The organism is Nocardiopsis sp. NPDC058789 (assembly GCF_042745575.1).
Taxonomy (GTDB): Bacteria; Actinomycetota; Actinomycetes; order Streptosporangiales; family Streptosporangiaceae; genus Nocardiopsis; species Nocardiopsis eucommiae.
In genome coordinates this window covers 220,601-235,766 of sequence record NZ_JBHYOW010000004.1, presented here as the reverse complement: position 1 = coordinate 235,766, position 15,166 = coordinate 220,601, and the positions used below count along the sequence as shown (strand labels likewise).

Sequence of the window (15,166 nt, the reverse complement as noted above, 5' to 3'; positions counted from 1 at the left end):
TACTTACCCCTCATGCGGCGTGCGCCGCTGGTCGCTCTGGTCGCCCTGGCCGGTTCCGCCGGAGGCGTTCTCGAAGATCCCCTCGAAGTCACCGCTGCACACCTGGGTGTCACCGGGATCGCCGCCGTCCGCCGCGCTCACCAGCGCCATACGGAGCTTGGTCGCGAACTCCTCGGCGTAGGCGAGCTGGAGCGCGGTCTGCGGGTCGAGTCGGAAGGTCACCGGGACGACGCCCGTCACCCCGCCCGCGTCGGACTCCTGGCTGCGCAGTTCCCCGATGTCCAGGACCTCCACCTCGGTGACGATCCGTGTCGCGCAGGCCTCACCGTGGTCGCGAGCCTGGAAGGTGCCGTAGATGTCCACGACCGACCCCCGCTGGATCCTGCCGGCGATCCCGGTCTCGGCGCTGACCATGATCGCGATCTCGCGCTCGCCGGCGGTCAGGGTCGGCTGGGGCTTGACCATGCCGTGCTGGAGGATGGCCCCCTCGGTCAGGTGGCTGGCGGCCACCAGCTCCTGGCCCTCGGGGGTGTCGATCTCCTCGAGGTCGGAGATGAAGACCTCCGGGTCGAAGTACGACGCGGGTACCTCGACCGGGGCGTACGAGTCCTGGCCCAGGGGCTGGTTGGCGTCGACGTCCTCGACGAGTCTCAGGACGGTGGCGACCCTGCCCCCCTGGTCCTGCTGGCCGTTGACGTAGGTGAAGACGGAGGCGAACACGGCGACGGCGCCGATAGCGGCCACGACCATGAGAAGTACGCCGCGTCGCTGACGGGGGTTCATAGGGGGTGGTATCCGTTTCCGTGTCGTCGGGGGCCGTCCGTCCGGGCGTCGGAGCGGCGGACCCTAGCGGGAGAAGGTCCTGGGGGATTCCGGGCTCGGCATCGTGTCCGGGTTCGCGGTGCCCGGTGGCGGGCTCGGCGGGACGGGCGGCCTGTGCCCGTTCGCTGGTACGGGGGGTCGGTCGGTGTACGGGCCCGAGGGGGGAGCGCCGGTCCCGTTGAGGGGGTTCGGCCCGGTCCGGTGGGGCTCGGCGCCCCGCGGCACGACGGTGGGCTGAGGGGCCGGGGCCGCCTGTGTGGCACGCGGGTCGGAGTGGTCGGGGTTCCCGTGGGGGCCCGGGGTCGCTCGTGGCACGGTGTCGGGCCGCGACACGGGGGAGTCGGGTGCGCCCGGGGGTGCGGGGGAGACGGGGGCCTGGGCTCCGGAGGGGCCCCGGTACGCGCGGGCGTCCCGCGCGACACCGTTCCGGGACGCGGGGGCCGGGGCGGCGGGGCCGGTGTGGTGGGTCCTGGTGGGGGTACCGCTGCTGGCACCCCCGCAGAACGGACAGGAGGTGGCGGTGACGGGCTCACCGCACCAGGTGCACTCCGCTGCCCGGAGCGCCCCGGCGGCGTAGGCGAGGGCCTGGGGGTGCGCGCTCAACGCCACGAACTCCACGTACTTGCTGGTGCCCCAGTAGGTGCTGCCGAGGGGTTGGACGGGCAGGGTCCGGGTGGCCACCGGCTGGATGGCCTGGGGCAGGTTCTCGTCGAACGCCCGGGTGATGCTGGGGTCCGGGGTGGAGCACAGCAGCTGCACCGGCTGGACCGGGCGGAAGGGCAGCTCACTGATCACGTCCGAGGGCCGTAGGCGGCCCACCTGGGCGGAGGGGGCGCAGTAGGCGAGGAAGGAGACCGTGGGCGCGTACGAACCCATGTGCTGGCGCAGGCTCGTGGGGAGGGTGGACAGACCGGACACCGTTCTCAGCCAGGCCCCGGCCAACAGGTGTTTGGGCAGCTCCGCGCTGAGCGCCGCCACCATGCCCGGCGGCAGGTAGGGGGCGAGGTAGGCGAGCTGGTCCGCGATGAGGGAGAGTGCGAGGGGGGACAGATCGACGCCGATCCCCGCGATGTGGTCGGTGCGCAGGGCGCCCCGCGCGAAGTTGACCGCCTTCTGGGCGTCGGTGGACCGCCAGGCGGGGTAGAGCGCCACGACCCGGCGACCCGCGCGTACCTCCTCCATGGCGAAGGCGACGAAGGCGGCGCTGCGCGCGCCCACGTCGTCGCCGGTCATGGCGAACCGCCGTGCTCCGGTCTCGCCCACGTGGCCCGTGCTGGGGATGTCCGCCAACAGGGCTACGGTCGTCTCCGACCGCGGTAGGGCATTGGACACTGGAAAGGCTCCATCGGTTCTGCGCGCTCGGGCGATGTCGGTTGCTTCGGAGGCGCCCCGCGTCTCAGGTGCCACTCGCACGCATCGTAACGAATGGGTGCGGTGCAGCGGGAGGCCCGGTATTCACCACCTTGGGGCACGGGTTGCGCCATGTGGTGGGTTTTCGTCAATGAGGCCAAGGTGACCTGCATAACGGGTCGGGTCACCGGGGTCGGTCGGGGCGGGTCGGCCGGTCGTGTGTCCGGAGTGCTGCGGACCGGTTCGGGACGTGTGGGCCGTATGCGGGAGATCCTATGTCCTGCGTGTTCCTTGTCCCCTTGGTCCTCCGGCGTCGTCGCGGCTGGCCCCGGGACGACCTCCGTCGGCCGGTGGCGCCACCGGTGGGAGGTCGCGCGGGTGGGTTCGGTGACGAGCGGCGGCGGTGTGCTGGCGAGTGGGGGCAGAGGCGCCGTCACCTCCAGCATGCCCCTCCTGCTCCGGGCCCACCAGTGCCACCGGTCCCCCCTGTGGACAACTCGGGGTTCGAGGAGTGGGGCGCGCGGGGTGTCGCGTCGGTCTCGTTCGGGGTTGTCCTCCGTGCCAGGGGGAACGAACAAGGGAGACTTCGCGTCATATCTTGAGAAGTCACGTGCCCCCTGAGGAGACGAACACGATGCGCAAGGCAAACCGGGCCGCGGCCGGTGCGGCCGCTTGGCAGGTCATCCAGAACTCGGACAGCAAGGTCTCGCTGTGGGAGCGGGTCCGGGCGATCCCGCGCATGCTCGGCGCGAAGCTGCGCGGACGCTACCCGGAGCTCGGTGGCGGCAAGCTCTTCATGATGCTGGTCCTGGTCGGCTACATCATCTCTCCGATCGACTTCGTCCCCGAGCTGATCTTCTCGGTGTTCGGCCTGGTCGACGACGTCGCCGTCGCCGTCTGGCTCACCACCATGGCGCTGGGGGAGAGCGAACGCTTCGTCGTCTGGGAGCGCGGGCAGCACGCGCAGGAGGCCTTCGCCCGGGCCAACCAGGAGGGCGGGCACCCGGGCGGCCACCAGAGCCAGAGCCCCGGCCAAAGTGAGAACGGACCCGCGGGTCACCACCCCGGCCCGGAGCGGGCGGCCGCCCACCAGAGACAGCGCCGCTGACCGGATCCCCCGGTCCCTCGGGACCCGGGGAGTCCGAGGCCGCACCATCATCCCCAAGGAAATCGTGTACACATCCCCCAGAAGGCCCGGGCGTCTCCGGACCCCGCTGATCGTCGGGGCCACGGTACTTTCGGTCGCCCTGTTCGGGGGCGCCCTGCACTGGGCGCTCCCCGGGCTCGTCGGCCGATCCGAACCCGTGCACGTGGACGAGGACGCGGACACGCCCTCCTACGCCGGCGACTACCTGGTCGGCGAGGCCGCCTGGGGTCTGTCGACCTCGCGCCTGGCCCGGACGATCTGTGAGACGTGGACCGAGGAGGTCGACGGGGTCACCTTCTCCGAGCAGGTCGCCAGCGACCATCTGGACCCGGGCGCCGAGTTCCTGGCCCTGGAGAGGGAGATCGACGCGCCCAGGAACGGCGCGTCCTACCGCAACGACGTCGTCCTCACACACAACACCTGGTACACCCGGCTCCGGGAGGGAACCCTCGACGTGCTCGACGGGGATCCGGTCCGGGAACCCGAGAACGTCATGGTCCTGGGCAACGTCTCGCCGTTGACCCTCCAGTACGTCGTCGGGGCCGACTCCGACATCCACACCCTGGAGGATCTGGCCGGTACCACGGCGCTCATCGCCTGGGAGGACCCCGAGACCCTGGAACTGAGCGACCTGGTCCTGCTCGCCGCCGGGCTGGACCCGCTCGCCATGGACGTCACCTCCGGGTACGACTTCGACACCCACACCCCGCAGCAGGTCCTCATCGACGGTGACGTCGACGTCTACGTCCTCCTGGACGAGGTCGGCAACGCGGAGCTCGACCACTTCGAGCGACAGGGGATGGACCCGCGTGTCCTGGAGATCCCGGAGGAGGTGGTGGCGACGGTCGGTCGCGTCGACCCCTCCTACACGAGCCTCACCGTCGAGGCGGGGACGCTGCCCGGTCACGACGGGGAGGTCAACATGATGGCCTCCTGGGAGACCCTCTACGCCCACGCCGACCTCGACGAGGACCTGGCTTACGAGCTGGTCGGCGCCGTGTACGAGGACCTCGGAGACCGCGTGCCCGGCCAGGTGACCGCCACCGTCGAACAGGCGCTGAGCGGGGTCGCCGCCGACCGGGTCCATCCCGGTGCCGCCCGCTACTTCAGCGAGCGGGGCGTGCTCTGAAGGGACCCCTCGGCGGCGTGCCGCCGATCCCGGACGGCCGGTGTGACTCCCACGCACTCACGCGCGCAGCACGGCGTGGGCGGCGCGCAGGCGGGACTCCTCGGTGTCCGCGCCGGTCTCCACGGACCCGCCCGAGACTTCGTCGGCCCACGTGAGCAGCTGTTCGAGACGAGCCCCGGCACCGCCCGTGGTGACGCGGGCGCGGCCCAGGACCAGTTCACCGCCGGTGCCGTCGACGGTCACCAGTGTGCCCTCGGCGACGCGGTGTCCCCCCACGTGGATCGCTTCGGGCCCGACGGTCAGGTCTCCCACACCCACCACGGCGGGCGTGCCGAGTGACCGGGCGACCACGGCTGCGTGGCTGGCCGGGCCGCCCCGTGCGGTGACGATGCCCGCCGACGCGGCCAGGCCACGCATGTCCAGCGGGGAGGTCTCCGGGCGGAACAGGACCACCGGTTCCCGCGCGGCCATCCGGACCGCCCGTTCCGCGCTGGTCGCCACCCGGCCGACCGCCACCCCCGGGCAGGCGCCCACGCCCCGTGCGAGCGGGGGACGTCCGTCGGGCAGGACGAGGCGCGGGGTGCGCACGTGCCGCAGGTGGGGAGGGGCGACCCGTGACAGGGCCTCCTCGCGGGTGATCACACCGGCCTGCGCGAGGTCGACCGCCACGCGGACGGCGGCGGCTCCGACCAGGCGGGCGGGGCGCAGCTGGAGTATCCACAGCCGCCCGGACTCGTGGGTGAACTCGACGTAGCAGGCGTCGCGGTGGTGCTCCTCCACCCGGTCCAGGGCGGTCAGCAGGTCCGTCCAGACGGCCGGTTGGCGGTCGGCGAGCTCGCCGAGGGGGCTGGTCAGGGTGGTGCCCGAGACGACCGCGTCCCCCTGGCGGCCGAACAGCACCTCACCGAAGGGGCCGTGTTCACCGGTGTTGGGGTCGTGGGTGAAGGCGACCCCGCTGCCGCTGTGCTCGTCCCGGTCCCCGCGCACCATCACCTGCACGGTCACGGCGGTGCCGAGGTCGTCGGGCACACCGTGCAGTGCGCGGTAGGTCCTGGCGCGCGGGGTGTCCCAGGAGGAGAACACCTCCGTGATCGCCCGGTGCAGCGCCTCCAGCGGGTCCGTGCCGTCCGCGTCGTGGGACGGGTCGAGGTTGAGGATCGTCGTCATCATCCCGGGCATGGAGACGCTGGCGCCGGAGCGTACGGACACGGTCAGAGGAGAGCGCGGATCACCGAACCGGCGTCCGGTCTCGGCCTCCAGGGCGGTGACGGCCGCGGCGACCTCACCGCGCAGACCACGGGGGACCCGTCCCTCGCGGAGGAAGGAGCGGCAGGCCTCGGTGGTGACGACGAACCCCGCCGGTACCGGCAGGCCCAGGCGTCTCAGGGTGAGGAGTCCGTGGGCCTTGCCGCCCAACAGGTCCGGGCCGTGCTCGACCCGCGCGGAGAGAGGGTGCGTCCACGCCATCGCGACCGCCTTTCGTGGTCCGTCAGTACCGGGGGAGACCCAGGGTGACCAGCAGGTCCTCGTGCAGTTGGGCCCACACCGCGTGATAGGAGGCGGTGTCGTCCGTGACCTGGCCCGGGGTCCCGGCTCGGGCCTTCGCCAGGGCACCGGAGAGCCGGACCCGGTAGCGGTCGAAGCGGAGGAGCCGCTCGGACAGGCCGTCACAGACGGTCGCCAGACGTCGGTCGAGGTCGGAGAACAGCCCCAGGACCCGGGCGTCGTGGTCGGGGTCGGTGTGGTCGTTCACGGTCGGTACGCCGTCCACGGTCCGTAGCTGCCAGGCCGTGCAGAGGTCCAGCAGCTCCGGGTTGAGATCGAGGAAGCCTCCGTAGGCGTGTTCGACGAGGGAACGGGTTCCGGTGGCGTCCAGTTCGGCGCTGATCCGCGCGAAGCCCTCCGTGCGACCCGCCTCGCTCAGGCCCCAACCGCCGAAGGACCCCGAGGTGCGGGTGACCAGTCCTGAGACGGCGAGGTCGATCAGCGTGGACTCGGTCTCCGACTCGCCCAGACCGGTCACCTCGGACAACCGCGCGGTGCCGGAGAACCCGGCGCAGCGCAGGGCGTGCAGGACCGACAGGTCCGGCTCGGTGGCGTGCGGTGTGCTCGCTGGCTCCATGGACCCCCCTCCGCGTTCCGCATCAAGATACTGCAATCATCTGAATGATGTGAACATGCGAAAGGGGAGGCGGAGTGAACCCCCGGAGGTGACGGGCCCGCCCCTCCCCGGGCCCGTCACCGAGGGTCGAGGCTCAGAACTCCTGGGCGAGCGGGCCCAGGACGGGGATCCACTCCCGCGCCGAGACGTCGGTGACCAGGCCCTCCAGACGGAACGGGTCGGGCTCGGTGTGGCCCAGAGCCTCCTGGGCGGAGTCCGCCCGGAAGAGCAGCAGGGCACCGGGGGCGTCGTCGGGGCCGAAGGGGCCCGAGCAGAGGTTGATGTTCCGCTGGGAGAGTTCGTCCAGGTAGGCGCGGTGCGCCGGGCGGTGCTGGTCGCGCGCCTCGGTGCTGTTCTCCGCGTAGGTGTAGGTGACGGCGTAGACGGCCATGGTGGGTGCCTCCTGTTCGGGCTGCCCGGGGGCAGGGGTGGTCGGTCCGGAGCCAGGATGCCAGGTCGGAGGAGGGGCGTCCCCGTCCGGGCCGCCGCCCGCGTGCCCGGTACTCCGTTCGGTGCGAGCCGACCCGACTTCTCGCCCTCCGCCCCGAAGGCACCCCTGGGTGAGCTCAGGAACCGCCCAGGACCTTGTCGATCCTCGTGCCCATGTCGTCCGAGAGCAGGCGTGCGTAGGTTTCGGTGAGGTGGTGCGAGTCCCGGTAGACGACCACGTTCCCGACCACCGCCGGACAGGTGTGGTCCGTGCAGATGAGGTCGTTGAGATCGACCATCGCGGCCCCCTCGACCTCACGTACCGCCAGCTCCTGGGGGTCGTCCCGTTCCAGGGCGTCCGCCACCGGGCGGTCACAGGACGAGGGGTCGTCGGCGTTCTTGGCCAGGCAGTCGAGCACGTCGGACGTGGTGCGCGGCGTGTCCCGGATCGCGACGAGGGGGATGCCGGACGCGGTGACCTCCTCCCACAGTTCGACCATCCCCTCCGCCATGGCGTCGCGCGCCTCCGGCCCCGGCTGGAGGCCGTGGGGGAGTCCGGCCACCGAGGAGCTGCTGATGACCAGGTCGGGTTCCATGTCCTCGATCTCCTCGACGACCGCCTGGTTCCACGCTTGGCACTCCTCGTACGGTTCACCCTCACGGCCCACCTCGGCGGCGGTGAACGCGCAGGCCGACTTGTTGAACACCGCGAGCCGCCAGCCCCGGTCCTTCGCGACCTCGTTCAGGGCGGGGAACCACTGGGTGCTGTGCGAGTCCCCGGTGAGCGCCACCGTGGTCTCCGCGTCGTCGGGGCCGTAGAAGCACGGATCCGAGGGGTCCCGTCGGTCGAAACCCGCGTGGCAGCCGTCGTCGTACGCCTCGGGGGTGTCGTCCTCCGCGCCGATCGGTGAGGGATACATCGAGGCTCCCTCGGGGGAGGGCAGGCCGAGGGCCTTCGGACCCACGTGCAGTTCCGGGTCGAAGTCGCTCACCTGGAACCGCTCCACCCGCACCAGTGCCGTGGCGGAGACCGCGGCCACGGCCAGGAGGCCCACCAGGGCCACGGACAGGGCGCCGCGCCCGGTGCGCACCAGGCCGTGCCGGGCCACCGGGTCCTCCACCCACAGCTTGGTCAGCCACGCCAGCAGGAGCGACGTCGCCGCGACCGCCACCGTCCCGAGCGGCCCCAGGGTGTCCCGTTCGAGCAGGACCAGCGCGAACACGATCAGGGGCCAGTGCCACAGGTACAGCGCGTAGGAGATGTCACCGACGAACCTGGCCGGTCCGGTGCTCAGCACCGTGGCGGCGGAGGGGCCCTCGGAACGCTCGGCGGCGATCACCGCCACACAACCCAGCACCGGGAGCAGCGCCGCGTACCCCGGGAAGGGGGTACCGGAGTCGTAGAACACGGCGGAGGCCACGACCGCGGCGAGTCCCGCCCACCCCAACAGCGGACGCAGGGGGCGCGGCAGTTCTCGGTCGGCCAGGAACACCGCCAGGAGTCCGCCCGCCGCCAGTTCCCAGGCCCGGGTGGTGGGCAGGAAGTACGCGGAGGGATCCCCGCTCCCGGTCAGGATCACCGAGCAGACCAACGACGCGGCGAACACCGAGGTCAGCGCCATGGTGAGCACGCGGAGCCGTCCACGCGCGAAGAGCGCCCACAGGACGAACAGCTGAGGCCAGACCAGGTAGAACTGCTCCTCCACCGACAGCGACCAGAAGTGCTGGACCGGGCTCGGCGCGGTCTCCGCCGCCAGGTAGTCCATCGTCTGGTCGGCCAGGTACAGGTTCTCCACGTACGCCGCGGAGGCCAGCATCTGCCAGGCGGTGTCTCCCAGCCGGGTGACGGGCAGCAGCACCAGGGAGGCGGCTCCGGTCGTCAGGAGCACCACGGTGGCGGCCGGCAGCAGGCGTCGGACCCGGCGGACGTAGAACCCGGCCAGCGACACCCGGCCGTGCTCACGCACCTCACGCAGGAGCAGCGAGGTGATGAGGAAGCCGGAGATCACGAAGAAGACGTCGACGCCCACGTACCCGCCCGGCAGGAGCTCCGGGTTCAGGTGGTAGACGAGCACGAGCAGCACGGCGACGGCGCGCAGCCCCTGGACCTCGGGGCGGAAGCGGCTCCCACGGCCCCTGGACCGGGCCCGCTCCGGATCGGCCCCGGCCTGCGGCGATGTGAAGTCGGGTGATCGCATGCAGTCATACTGTGCCCCGCCGCGGCCTTTGTGGAGCGAACGCGGAAGCCTTTCGCCAGTGTTTCCTGAGTCTTCGCCTGCCCGAGGGACGGCGCTCCACCCCCGTGCCCCGGGACCCTCCGGTGGCGGTGCCCCCGACGCCCTCGGAGTCGAATACCCGGGCGGATTTCCCGTTTCCCCTGGCCCGGGCGGAGGGAAACAAGCCCATTGGCCTTTCTGAATCAGCTGTTGGGGCACATTATCGGAGCGCTGGCAAAAGGCGGATCACGGCGATATCAGACATCGTCGCCAATGCTGCCCATGGTCCAGGGAAGTTCGTTCGAATGACGTGTTTCAGTGTGGAGGAAATCCGTGACCAGCTGTTTCATCAACTACCGGACCGGAGATGGCGAGCAGGTCGCCACGCACCTCGGGCGGGAACTTTCTCAGCGTTTCGGTGAGAGTGAGGTGTTTCGTGCCAGTGACTCGATTCCGGCCGGTGTCGACTTCGAGCGGCGGCTCAAAAAGGCGGTCCGTGGTTGTGAGGTCCTCCTGGCGGTGGTTGGCACCCGCTGGTTGGAGAAGCGGGAGAGTGACGGCCTGAGGGCGATCGACGACGCGGACGACTGGACACGGTGGGAGATCGCGGCGGCCTTCCAGGCCGGAGCCACGGTGATCCCCGTCCTGATCGACTCGACGCCCCGCCTGCGCGCCGCCGAGCTTCCCGACGAGATCGCGGCCCTGGCTCGCTGCCAGTACCGGCGGCTCCGACACCGGACCGTGGGCCCCGATCTCGACGAGATCGCCGAGGCGGTCCTGATCGCGGCCCCCGAGCTGGAGGAGAGGGTGCGGTCGAAAGAGGAGGCGGTTGCGGCGGAACGGGCCGAGGCCGGTACGGGCAACACCATGGGAAACGTCGAGGGAACCGCGATCCAGGCCAGGGACTTCAGCAACGACGGCGTGGTCGTCAACGGCGACCACGCGACCACCAGTACCGGCTCGGGTGACATCAACCAGAACTCCACCGTGAACCACGTGTCCGGAGACCTTAGCTCCACCGTGCACCACGTCGCCGGAGACCAGAACTCGACCGTGAACCATGTGTCCGGTGACCAGAGCATCAAGGGTCAGCACACGGGCCGCGTCGACCGGCGGGGGCGTGGGTGACCACTCAGGAGACCACTCGTCCCCCCGGTTCGCCCGCCACGTCCGTCACCGGCGACCGGGCCACCACCCACACCGGGTCGGGCGACGTCAACCAGGACGCGACGGTCAACAACGTCACCGGTGACCAGTACCTGAACCAGTACATCGTGGGGTCCGCCTACTCCGAACTGCTCCGGTCGGATTCCGACGGTGGCGTCACGTACGTCAGGGAACACCGGATCGTCGCGGGTGACTGGCTGACCACTCTGCGCGGACGGTTCGTCGCGCCGCTCGACTTCGACGAGGGCCACTGCCGAACCGTCATCGCCGAGTATGGCGCGGTCGTTCTCAGCTCCGCACCGGGCGACGGCGCCAGGACGGCGGGGCTGATGGTCCTGGCTCCCCGGGGAGCGGAGGTGAACGGGGACGTCCAGGACGACCTCGTGCGTACCGGTCCCGACGGTCAGCCGGTCCTCGTGGAGGACCCGGCTGAGGAGGGCGCTCGCCTGCTCGTGGATCTGACCAGCCAGAGCGGATACTCCCTGATCCCCCTGCGCGACGCGTTGGAAGGCCTGCGCGTGCGGTCCCGCCGGGCTGGATCCTCCCTGGTGGTGCTGGTCGGACGGGGTGACGAGGAGAAGCTCCCCTCCTCCCTGCGGGACCTGGTGGTGCGTCTCGGCCGTCCGAGCCCGCTCGCCGTGCTGGACCGGCATCTGGAATCCCGTCGTGTTCCGGGTACCGGCTCCGCCTACGCCACACCGAGGGTTCGTACCTGGGCCGACACCGCCACCATGGGCGAGATCGAGGAGGTGGCGCGCCGCACCTTCACCGAGTACAAGGAGGCCGGCCCCGGGGAGACGATCAGGATCTGGGTGGACCGGGCCCTGGAGTCGGGAGAGCCGGCTCCACCGGAGGACCTGGGAGCCGTGAAGGGGCGTGCTCGGGCGATCCTGCTCGCCACCTCCCTGATGGAGGGGGTTCCGGTCGAGCACCTGGCCGTCGGTGTGGACCGACTGTTGTCCCAGGTGTCCTTCCCCGATGACGAGACGCCCCTGCTCGACCGGCCGGGATTCCAGGACGAGCTCCGTCTCTGCGGGATCGAGACACGCTCGGAGCGCAGGGTGTACCTCACTCGGGCGGGTCGTGCCCGGATGCTGCGTTCGGCGTTCTGGGACGCGCACCCCCGGCTCCACACCTCGTTCGGCCAGTGGGTGGACGCACTCGTGGCCGACCGCTCACTGTCGCCCGTGGACCGCGAGCGGATCGCGGAGCGCTGGGCCGAGGAGACGCTACGGGTCGCGAATCACCGCGAGGTCCTGGAAAGGGTCGAAGTGTGGTCCAGGCAGCGGCGACGCACCTCCCCGCAGGCAGCCGTACTGCTGACGAGCGTGCTGCGACACGATCGGTACGGGTGGGACGGCCGCGAGTTCATCTACTCGAGGGCGAGGAACCCGGCCCTCTCCCCGGATCTCGGTCAGGTCCTGGTCGCCGTCTGCGCGCGGGAGCTGTCCGCGACCCACCCGGGACAGGCCGTCGTCCGGCTGCACCTGCTCGCCGGGAACAGGGAGGCGGCGGTGGCCGACGCGGCGCGGGCCGAGCTGGCCTCCCTCACGACCAGCCACCCCCTGTACCGCAAGCTCCTGGTCAGGGTCTGTGACCGTCTTCGGGAGCATGGCCACAAGCCGGGCTGGGACCACGGCACGGAGCGGGACCTGCTCTGGGACCTCACCGCGCCCGACCGGTTGGCGGGTGTCCTGCGGGAGCGCTCCGGTCGTACCGCCCTGGAGTGGCGGCTCAAGTCGGGGCTGGGTGTTCTGTTCCAACGTGAACGGGCCCAGACGCGGACGTACGCGGCCCGGTGGATCGGGTCGGGAAGGCGGCTGATGGAGGTGCTGCTGGCCGCCTCGGTCTCCGCCGGGACGCTGTCCACCCTCTACACCTCAGGGCTGCGTTGGGCCGAAGGGACGGCGACCCCGGAGCAACGTGAGCTGCACCGGGCGGACGGCGAGCTCCTCGTGCGCATGGTCGACGCCGCCGAGGGTCTGGACGGTCGTGAGCCACCGGTGGCGGACACCTCGACCCCGGACGGAACACCGAGGAAGGAGCACGGATGAGTCCCGCACAGCGTCGCGGCGCGATCCTGACCGCGGCTTTGGTCTCGCTGGGGGTGGTCCTGTACCTGACGATCGACTGGTGGGCCCTGGTCCTGGCGCCGCCTCTGCTGCTCATCGGGGTGCTCGCCCTCATGGTCAACAGCACCAAGGCGGCGACCCCCGGGGAGACGGTGCGTCCACCGGACCCGTTCGTGGAGAGCGGACCGAAGAACGCCCGGATCAAGGCGGCCCTGGCACCCAGTCAGGACAGGGAGTACCCGTTCGTCCTCTCCGCCATGGTCTGGTGGCGCTGGGTGGGGGAGCCGGACCACCGGTTGCGCAACCCCGAGGGCCTGGCCCGACAGCTCGTCGTGGAACAGGCCCGGCGGGTGAGCGAGGGGTACCAACCCGAGCAGCACGACATGGCGCTCCACCAGGTCGCGGCGACGCTGGGAGTGGCGTCCCACGGGTTCGGCGGAGCCGTGGAGGTGTGGGCGGACGACGTCACGCTCGCGCTCTCCGAGGAGGACCAGACCCGGCTGGCCCGCATCGCCAAGGCTCGGAAGGAGAGCGTCCTCTGGGAGGTGGAGCGCTCGGTGGAGTCCGCGAAGCGCAGGTACTACGCGGACGACGTGCTGGCGACCCCCGGCAGCGCGGTCGTGTGGGACCTGGTGCGAGGGGACGCCGACGTCGACCGGACCCACGGACTGATCGAGGTGCTCACCCGGGTCGCGGAGGCCTCGAAGGGCGTCGACTCCGCCGATCTCCTGGATCGGCTGAGGTCGGCCTCCCCGGAGTCGTTCTCCTTCCTCAACGGCACCGGGCTCCCCGTCCGCTCACCGGACAGTCCCGTGTGGGAGTGGCCGGAGGGCCGGGACTGGGCGGACGAGGTGACGGTCGCCCGGGCCTCCGGTGGCGGAGCGTCCACGAGTGTCGAGGGTGCGCTCGACGGAGCCGTCGGAAGGCTCATGGACGAGATCGAGGGCATGGAGAACGAGGACCTGCGCATCCAGGTCGTGGATCGGTGGGCCAAGAGCTTCGAACTGGCTTCCCTGACCGAGATCGCGGAGATGATCCGTCGCCGCTACCCGCTCGAGCCCGAACGTGAGGCGGACGGTGACGATCCGCCCCTGGTCGGCCTCACCTACCTCGCGCCTGAGGCGGTGCCCTCACCCAACGGTGACGGGGTGCCCTTCTGATCTCGACGCACCTCTGAACGAGAGCGGGGCCGTGCCCGGGGAGCTCTCCGGGCACGGCCCTCATCCCCTCCGCTGGTGCGGTCCCCACCCCGACTCGGGGCGCGGACCGCGCTGTGTCAGACCGTGCTCAGACCGTGCTCAGAGCGGTGAGGAGACGTGGGGAGAGCTCACGCACGGATCGGTGGCCGTGGTACCGCGCCAGGGTCTGGTGGAGGCGGCGCAGGTCCAGGCGGACGGTGGCCGAGTCCACCCTCGGCGCCACGGTCAGGAGTTCGGTGGCGATGGTGCAGGCCTGCTCCACCTCCCCGGACAGGGCGTGCGCGAGCGCGCGGCGCACCCCGAATCGGGTCCGCGCCCGAATCGCGTTCGCGGGCAGCGCCGCGCACGCGCGGTCCAGGGTCTGGGCCGCCTCCTCGACCCGGCCCAGATCGACCAGGCACCAGCCCCGGGTGACCCCGACCGGGTCGTCGACGTGCCGGGACCCCAGGATCTCCGGGCTGACACTCCCGGAGGCTCCGGACCGGTCGGCGGCGAGGTGCTCACGGGTCCGCTCCAGGGAGCGTTCACAGGACACCAGATCACCGGTCAGGGCGTGCCCCTGCGCTTCGCGCCTGGCAGCGAGACCGAGTACCCGGGAGGACGTTCCGGGTGACAGTTGGGCTCGCTGGGCCAGGGCGACGGTCTGCGGGCCGTCATGGGCGTACATGGTCAGCAGGGCTCGACGCACCAGCGCGTACTCGCCCATCTCCGAGTCGTCCCCGGCACGTGCCAGCGACACGGCGGTGTCGGTCCACCACAGTGCCCAGCGCTCCGATCCACTCTCCTGGGCCATCCACCCGGTGTACTCCGCGAACCGTGCGGCCAGCCTCAGCACGGCTGGGCGCTGGGTCGGGGGAGCGGTCCTCGCCAGCTGGCGCAGGGCGTTGGACTGGACGATGGCGATGGGGAACACCATCGACGGGGCCATGTGCTGCCCCATGGTCCTGAGCTCGCCCAACTGGTGACGGAAGCTCGTGAGCGCGGGTTCGGCGTCTGTGTGTCCCCGGGTGGTGCCACCGGGCCCGGTGGCACCACCCAGCCCCGCCCCCAGCACGCTCAGGCCGCTGAGGGAGAGGGCGGTCCGGCGGTCCATTCCGGCGAAGCCCGTCTCTCCGTCCGGGGTCATACTCATGAGCCATACCTCCTGGTCGACCGAAGGAGGCTCCGCCCGGTCGGCTCGACCCTCGGTCGGTCCGGGGGCGAGTGCGGCCAGCCGGCCCTCGGCTCCGAGGGCCACGTCGCAGGCTCTCACCAGGTCCCGGGAGGGGTTCTTCGACCCGGTCTCCACCTTGCTCAGGTGACTCTTGCTGAAGTGAACCCTCTGGTAGAGGTCCTCGAGGGTCATCCCGGCTTCCTGCCGACGGCGGCGGAGCTCCGCACCGAACATTCTTGTCACCTCACGGGGGGTGGAACGGGGGTGTCCGGTGCCTGTTGGGGGAGGCAGCGGGAAACGGCCTGGGGCGGGGCGACCCGG

12 protein-coding genes are annotated in these 15,166 nt (G+C 71.2%); 5 read left to right on the top strand and 7 right to left on the bottom strand.

Features of this window, described 5'->3' with window-relative positions; translation table 11 throughout:
• Nucleotides 1-3 precede the first annotated feature (3 nt).
• A complete protein-coding gene (gene cpaB / locus ACFW3L_RS07115; protein WP_378737330.1) occupies nt 4-783 on the bottom strand; it encodes a Flp pilus assembly protein CpaB in 780 nt (259 codons plus the stop codon).
• A 63-nt stretch (nt 784-846) separates the two neighbouring features.
• A complete protein-coding gene (locus ACFW3L_RS07110) occupies nt 847-2,112 on the bottom strand; it encodes a hypothetical protein (protein ID WP_378737328.1) in 1,266 nt (421 codons plus the stop codon).
• A gap of 694 nt (nt 2,113-2,806) precedes the next feature.
• On the opposite strand from ACFW3L_RS07110, the gene ACFW3L_RS07105 reads away from it, so the two are divergent.
• Together ACFW3L_RS07105 and ACFW3L_RS07100 are read left to right on the top strand one after the other, a co-directional pair.
• On the top strand, nt 2,807-3,280 hold the full coding sequence (locus ACFW3L_RS07105; RefSeq protein WP_378737326.1) for a YkvA family protein: 474 nt from the start codon (nt 2,807-2,809) through the stop codon (nt 3,278-3,280).
• Between the two features lie 64 nt (nt 3,281-3,344).
• Entirely contained in the window at nt 3,345-4,448 is a 1,104-nt protein-coding gene (locus ACFW3L_RS07100) for a TAXI family TRAP transporter solute-binding subunit (RefSeq protein ID WP_378737324.1), read from the top strand.
• 57 nt (nt 4,449-4,505) lie between these two features.
• On the opposite strand, the gene ACFW3L_RS07095 is transcribed toward ACFW3L_RS07100, so the two are convergent.
• The 4 genes from ACFW3L_RS07095 to ACFW3L_RS07080 all read right to left on the bottom strand — a co-directional run bounded on the left by ACFW3L_RS07095 (nt 4,506) and on the right by ACFW3L_RS07080 (nt 9,236).
• Nucleotides 4,506-5,915: a PEP/pyruvate-binding domain-containing protein gene (locus ACFW3L_RS07095; protein ID WP_378737322.1), complete on the bottom strand. Its 1,410-nt coding sequence runs from the start codon at nt 5,913-5,915 to the stop codon at nt 4,506-4,508.
• Nucleotides 5,916-5,937: 22 nt separating this feature from the next.
• Nucleotides 5,938-6,570, bottom strand: a complete 633-nt coding sequence (locus ACFW3L_RS07090; RefSeq protein ID WP_378737320.1) for a transcriptional regulator — start codon at nt 6,568-6,570, stop codon at nt 5,938-5,940.
• Nucleotides 6,571-6,703: 133 nt separating this feature from the next.
• Nucleotides 6,704-7,000 (bottom strand): YciI family protein, encoded by a 297-nt coding sequence (locus ACFW3L_RS07085; protein ID WP_378737318.1) that lies wholly within the window; start codon nt 6,998-7,000, stop codon nt 6,704-6,706.
• 175 nt (nt 7,001-7,175) lie between these two features.
• The gene (locus tag ACFW3L_RS07080) at nt 7,176-9,236 is read right to left on the bottom strand and encodes an acyltransferase family protein (protein ID WP_378737316.1); all 2,061 of its coding nucleotides are present in this window, start codon (nt 9,234-9,236) and stop codon (nt 7,176-7,178) included.
• Nucleotides 9,237-9,587: 351 nt separating this feature from the next.
• On the opposite strand from ACFW3L_RS07080, the gene ACFW3L_RS07075 reads away from it, so the two are divergent.
• From ACFW3L_RS07075 to ACFW3L_RS07065, 3 genes are read left to right on the top strand one after another with little or no spacing between them, the layout of a single operon-like run.
• Nucleotides 9,588-10,382, top strand: coding sequence for a toll/interleukin-1 receptor domain-containing protein (locus tag ACFW3L_RS07075; protein WP_378737314.1), 795 nt, complete (start codon nt 9,588-9,590; stop codon nt 10,380-10,382).
• The gene (locus tag ACFW3L_RS07070) at nt 10,379-12,475 is read left to right on the top strand and encodes a hypothetical protein (RefSeq protein WP_378737312.1); all 2,097 of its coding nucleotides are present in this window, start codon (nt 10,379-10,381) and stop codon (nt 12,473-12,475) included. Before ACFW3L_RS07075 ends, ACFW3L_RS07070 begins: the two co-directional genes overlap by 4 nt.
• Nucleotides 12,472-13,653, top strand: a complete 1,182-nt coding sequence (locus tag ACFW3L_RS07065) for a hypothetical protein (RefSeq protein WP_378737310.1) — start codon at nt 12,472-12,474, stop codon at nt 13,651-13,653. The genes ACFW3L_RS07070 and ACFW3L_RS07065 overlap by 4 nt, the downstream gene beginning before the upstream one ends.
• Nucleotides 13,654-13,780: 127 nt before the next feature.
• Here ACFW3L_RS07065 and ACFW3L_RS07060 read toward each other — a convergent pair whose 3' ends face one another.
• Nucleotides 13,781-15,079: a helix-turn-helix domain-containing protein gene (locus ACFW3L_RS07060; protein ID WP_378737309.1), complete on the bottom strand. Its 1,299-nt coding sequence runs from the start codon at nt 15,077-15,079 to the stop codon at nt 13,781-13,783.
• Nucleotides 15,080-15,166: the final 87 nt, after the last annotated feature.

Coding starts and splice junctions, on each gene's coding strand:
- ACFW3L_RS07095 (WP_378737322.1), bottom strand. CDS start 5,915: ATGGCGTGGACGCACCCTCTCTCCGCGCGGGTCGAGCACGGCCCGGAC.
- ACFW3L_RS07065 (WP_378737310.1), top strand. CDS start 12,472: ATGAGTCCCGCACAGCGTCGCGGCGCGATCCTGACCGCGGCTTTGGTC.
- cpaB (WP_378737330.1), bottom strand. CDS start 783: ATGAACCCCCGTCAGCGACGCGGCGTACTTCTCATGGTCGTGGCCGCT.
- ACFW3L_RS07085 (WP_378737318.1), bottom strand. CDS start 7,000: ATGGCCGTCTACGCCGTCACCTACACCTACGCGGAGAACAGCACCGAG.
- ACFW3L_RS07105 (WP_378737326.1), top strand. CDS start 2,807: ATGCGCAAGGCAAACCGGGCCGCGGCCGGTGCGGCCGCTTGGCAGGTC.
- ACFW3L_RS07090 (WP_378737320.1), bottom strand. CDS start 6,570: ATGGAGCCAGCGAGCACACCGCACGCCACCGAGCCGGACCTGTCGGTC.
- ACFW3L_RS07060 (WP_378737309.1), bottom strand. CDS start 15,079: ATGTTCGGTGCGGAGCTCCGCCGCCGTCGGCAGGAAGCCGGGATGACC.
- ACFW3L_RS07080 (WP_378737316.1), bottom strand. CDS start 9,236: ATGCGATCACCCGACTTCACATCGCCGCAGGCCGGGGCCGATCCGGAG.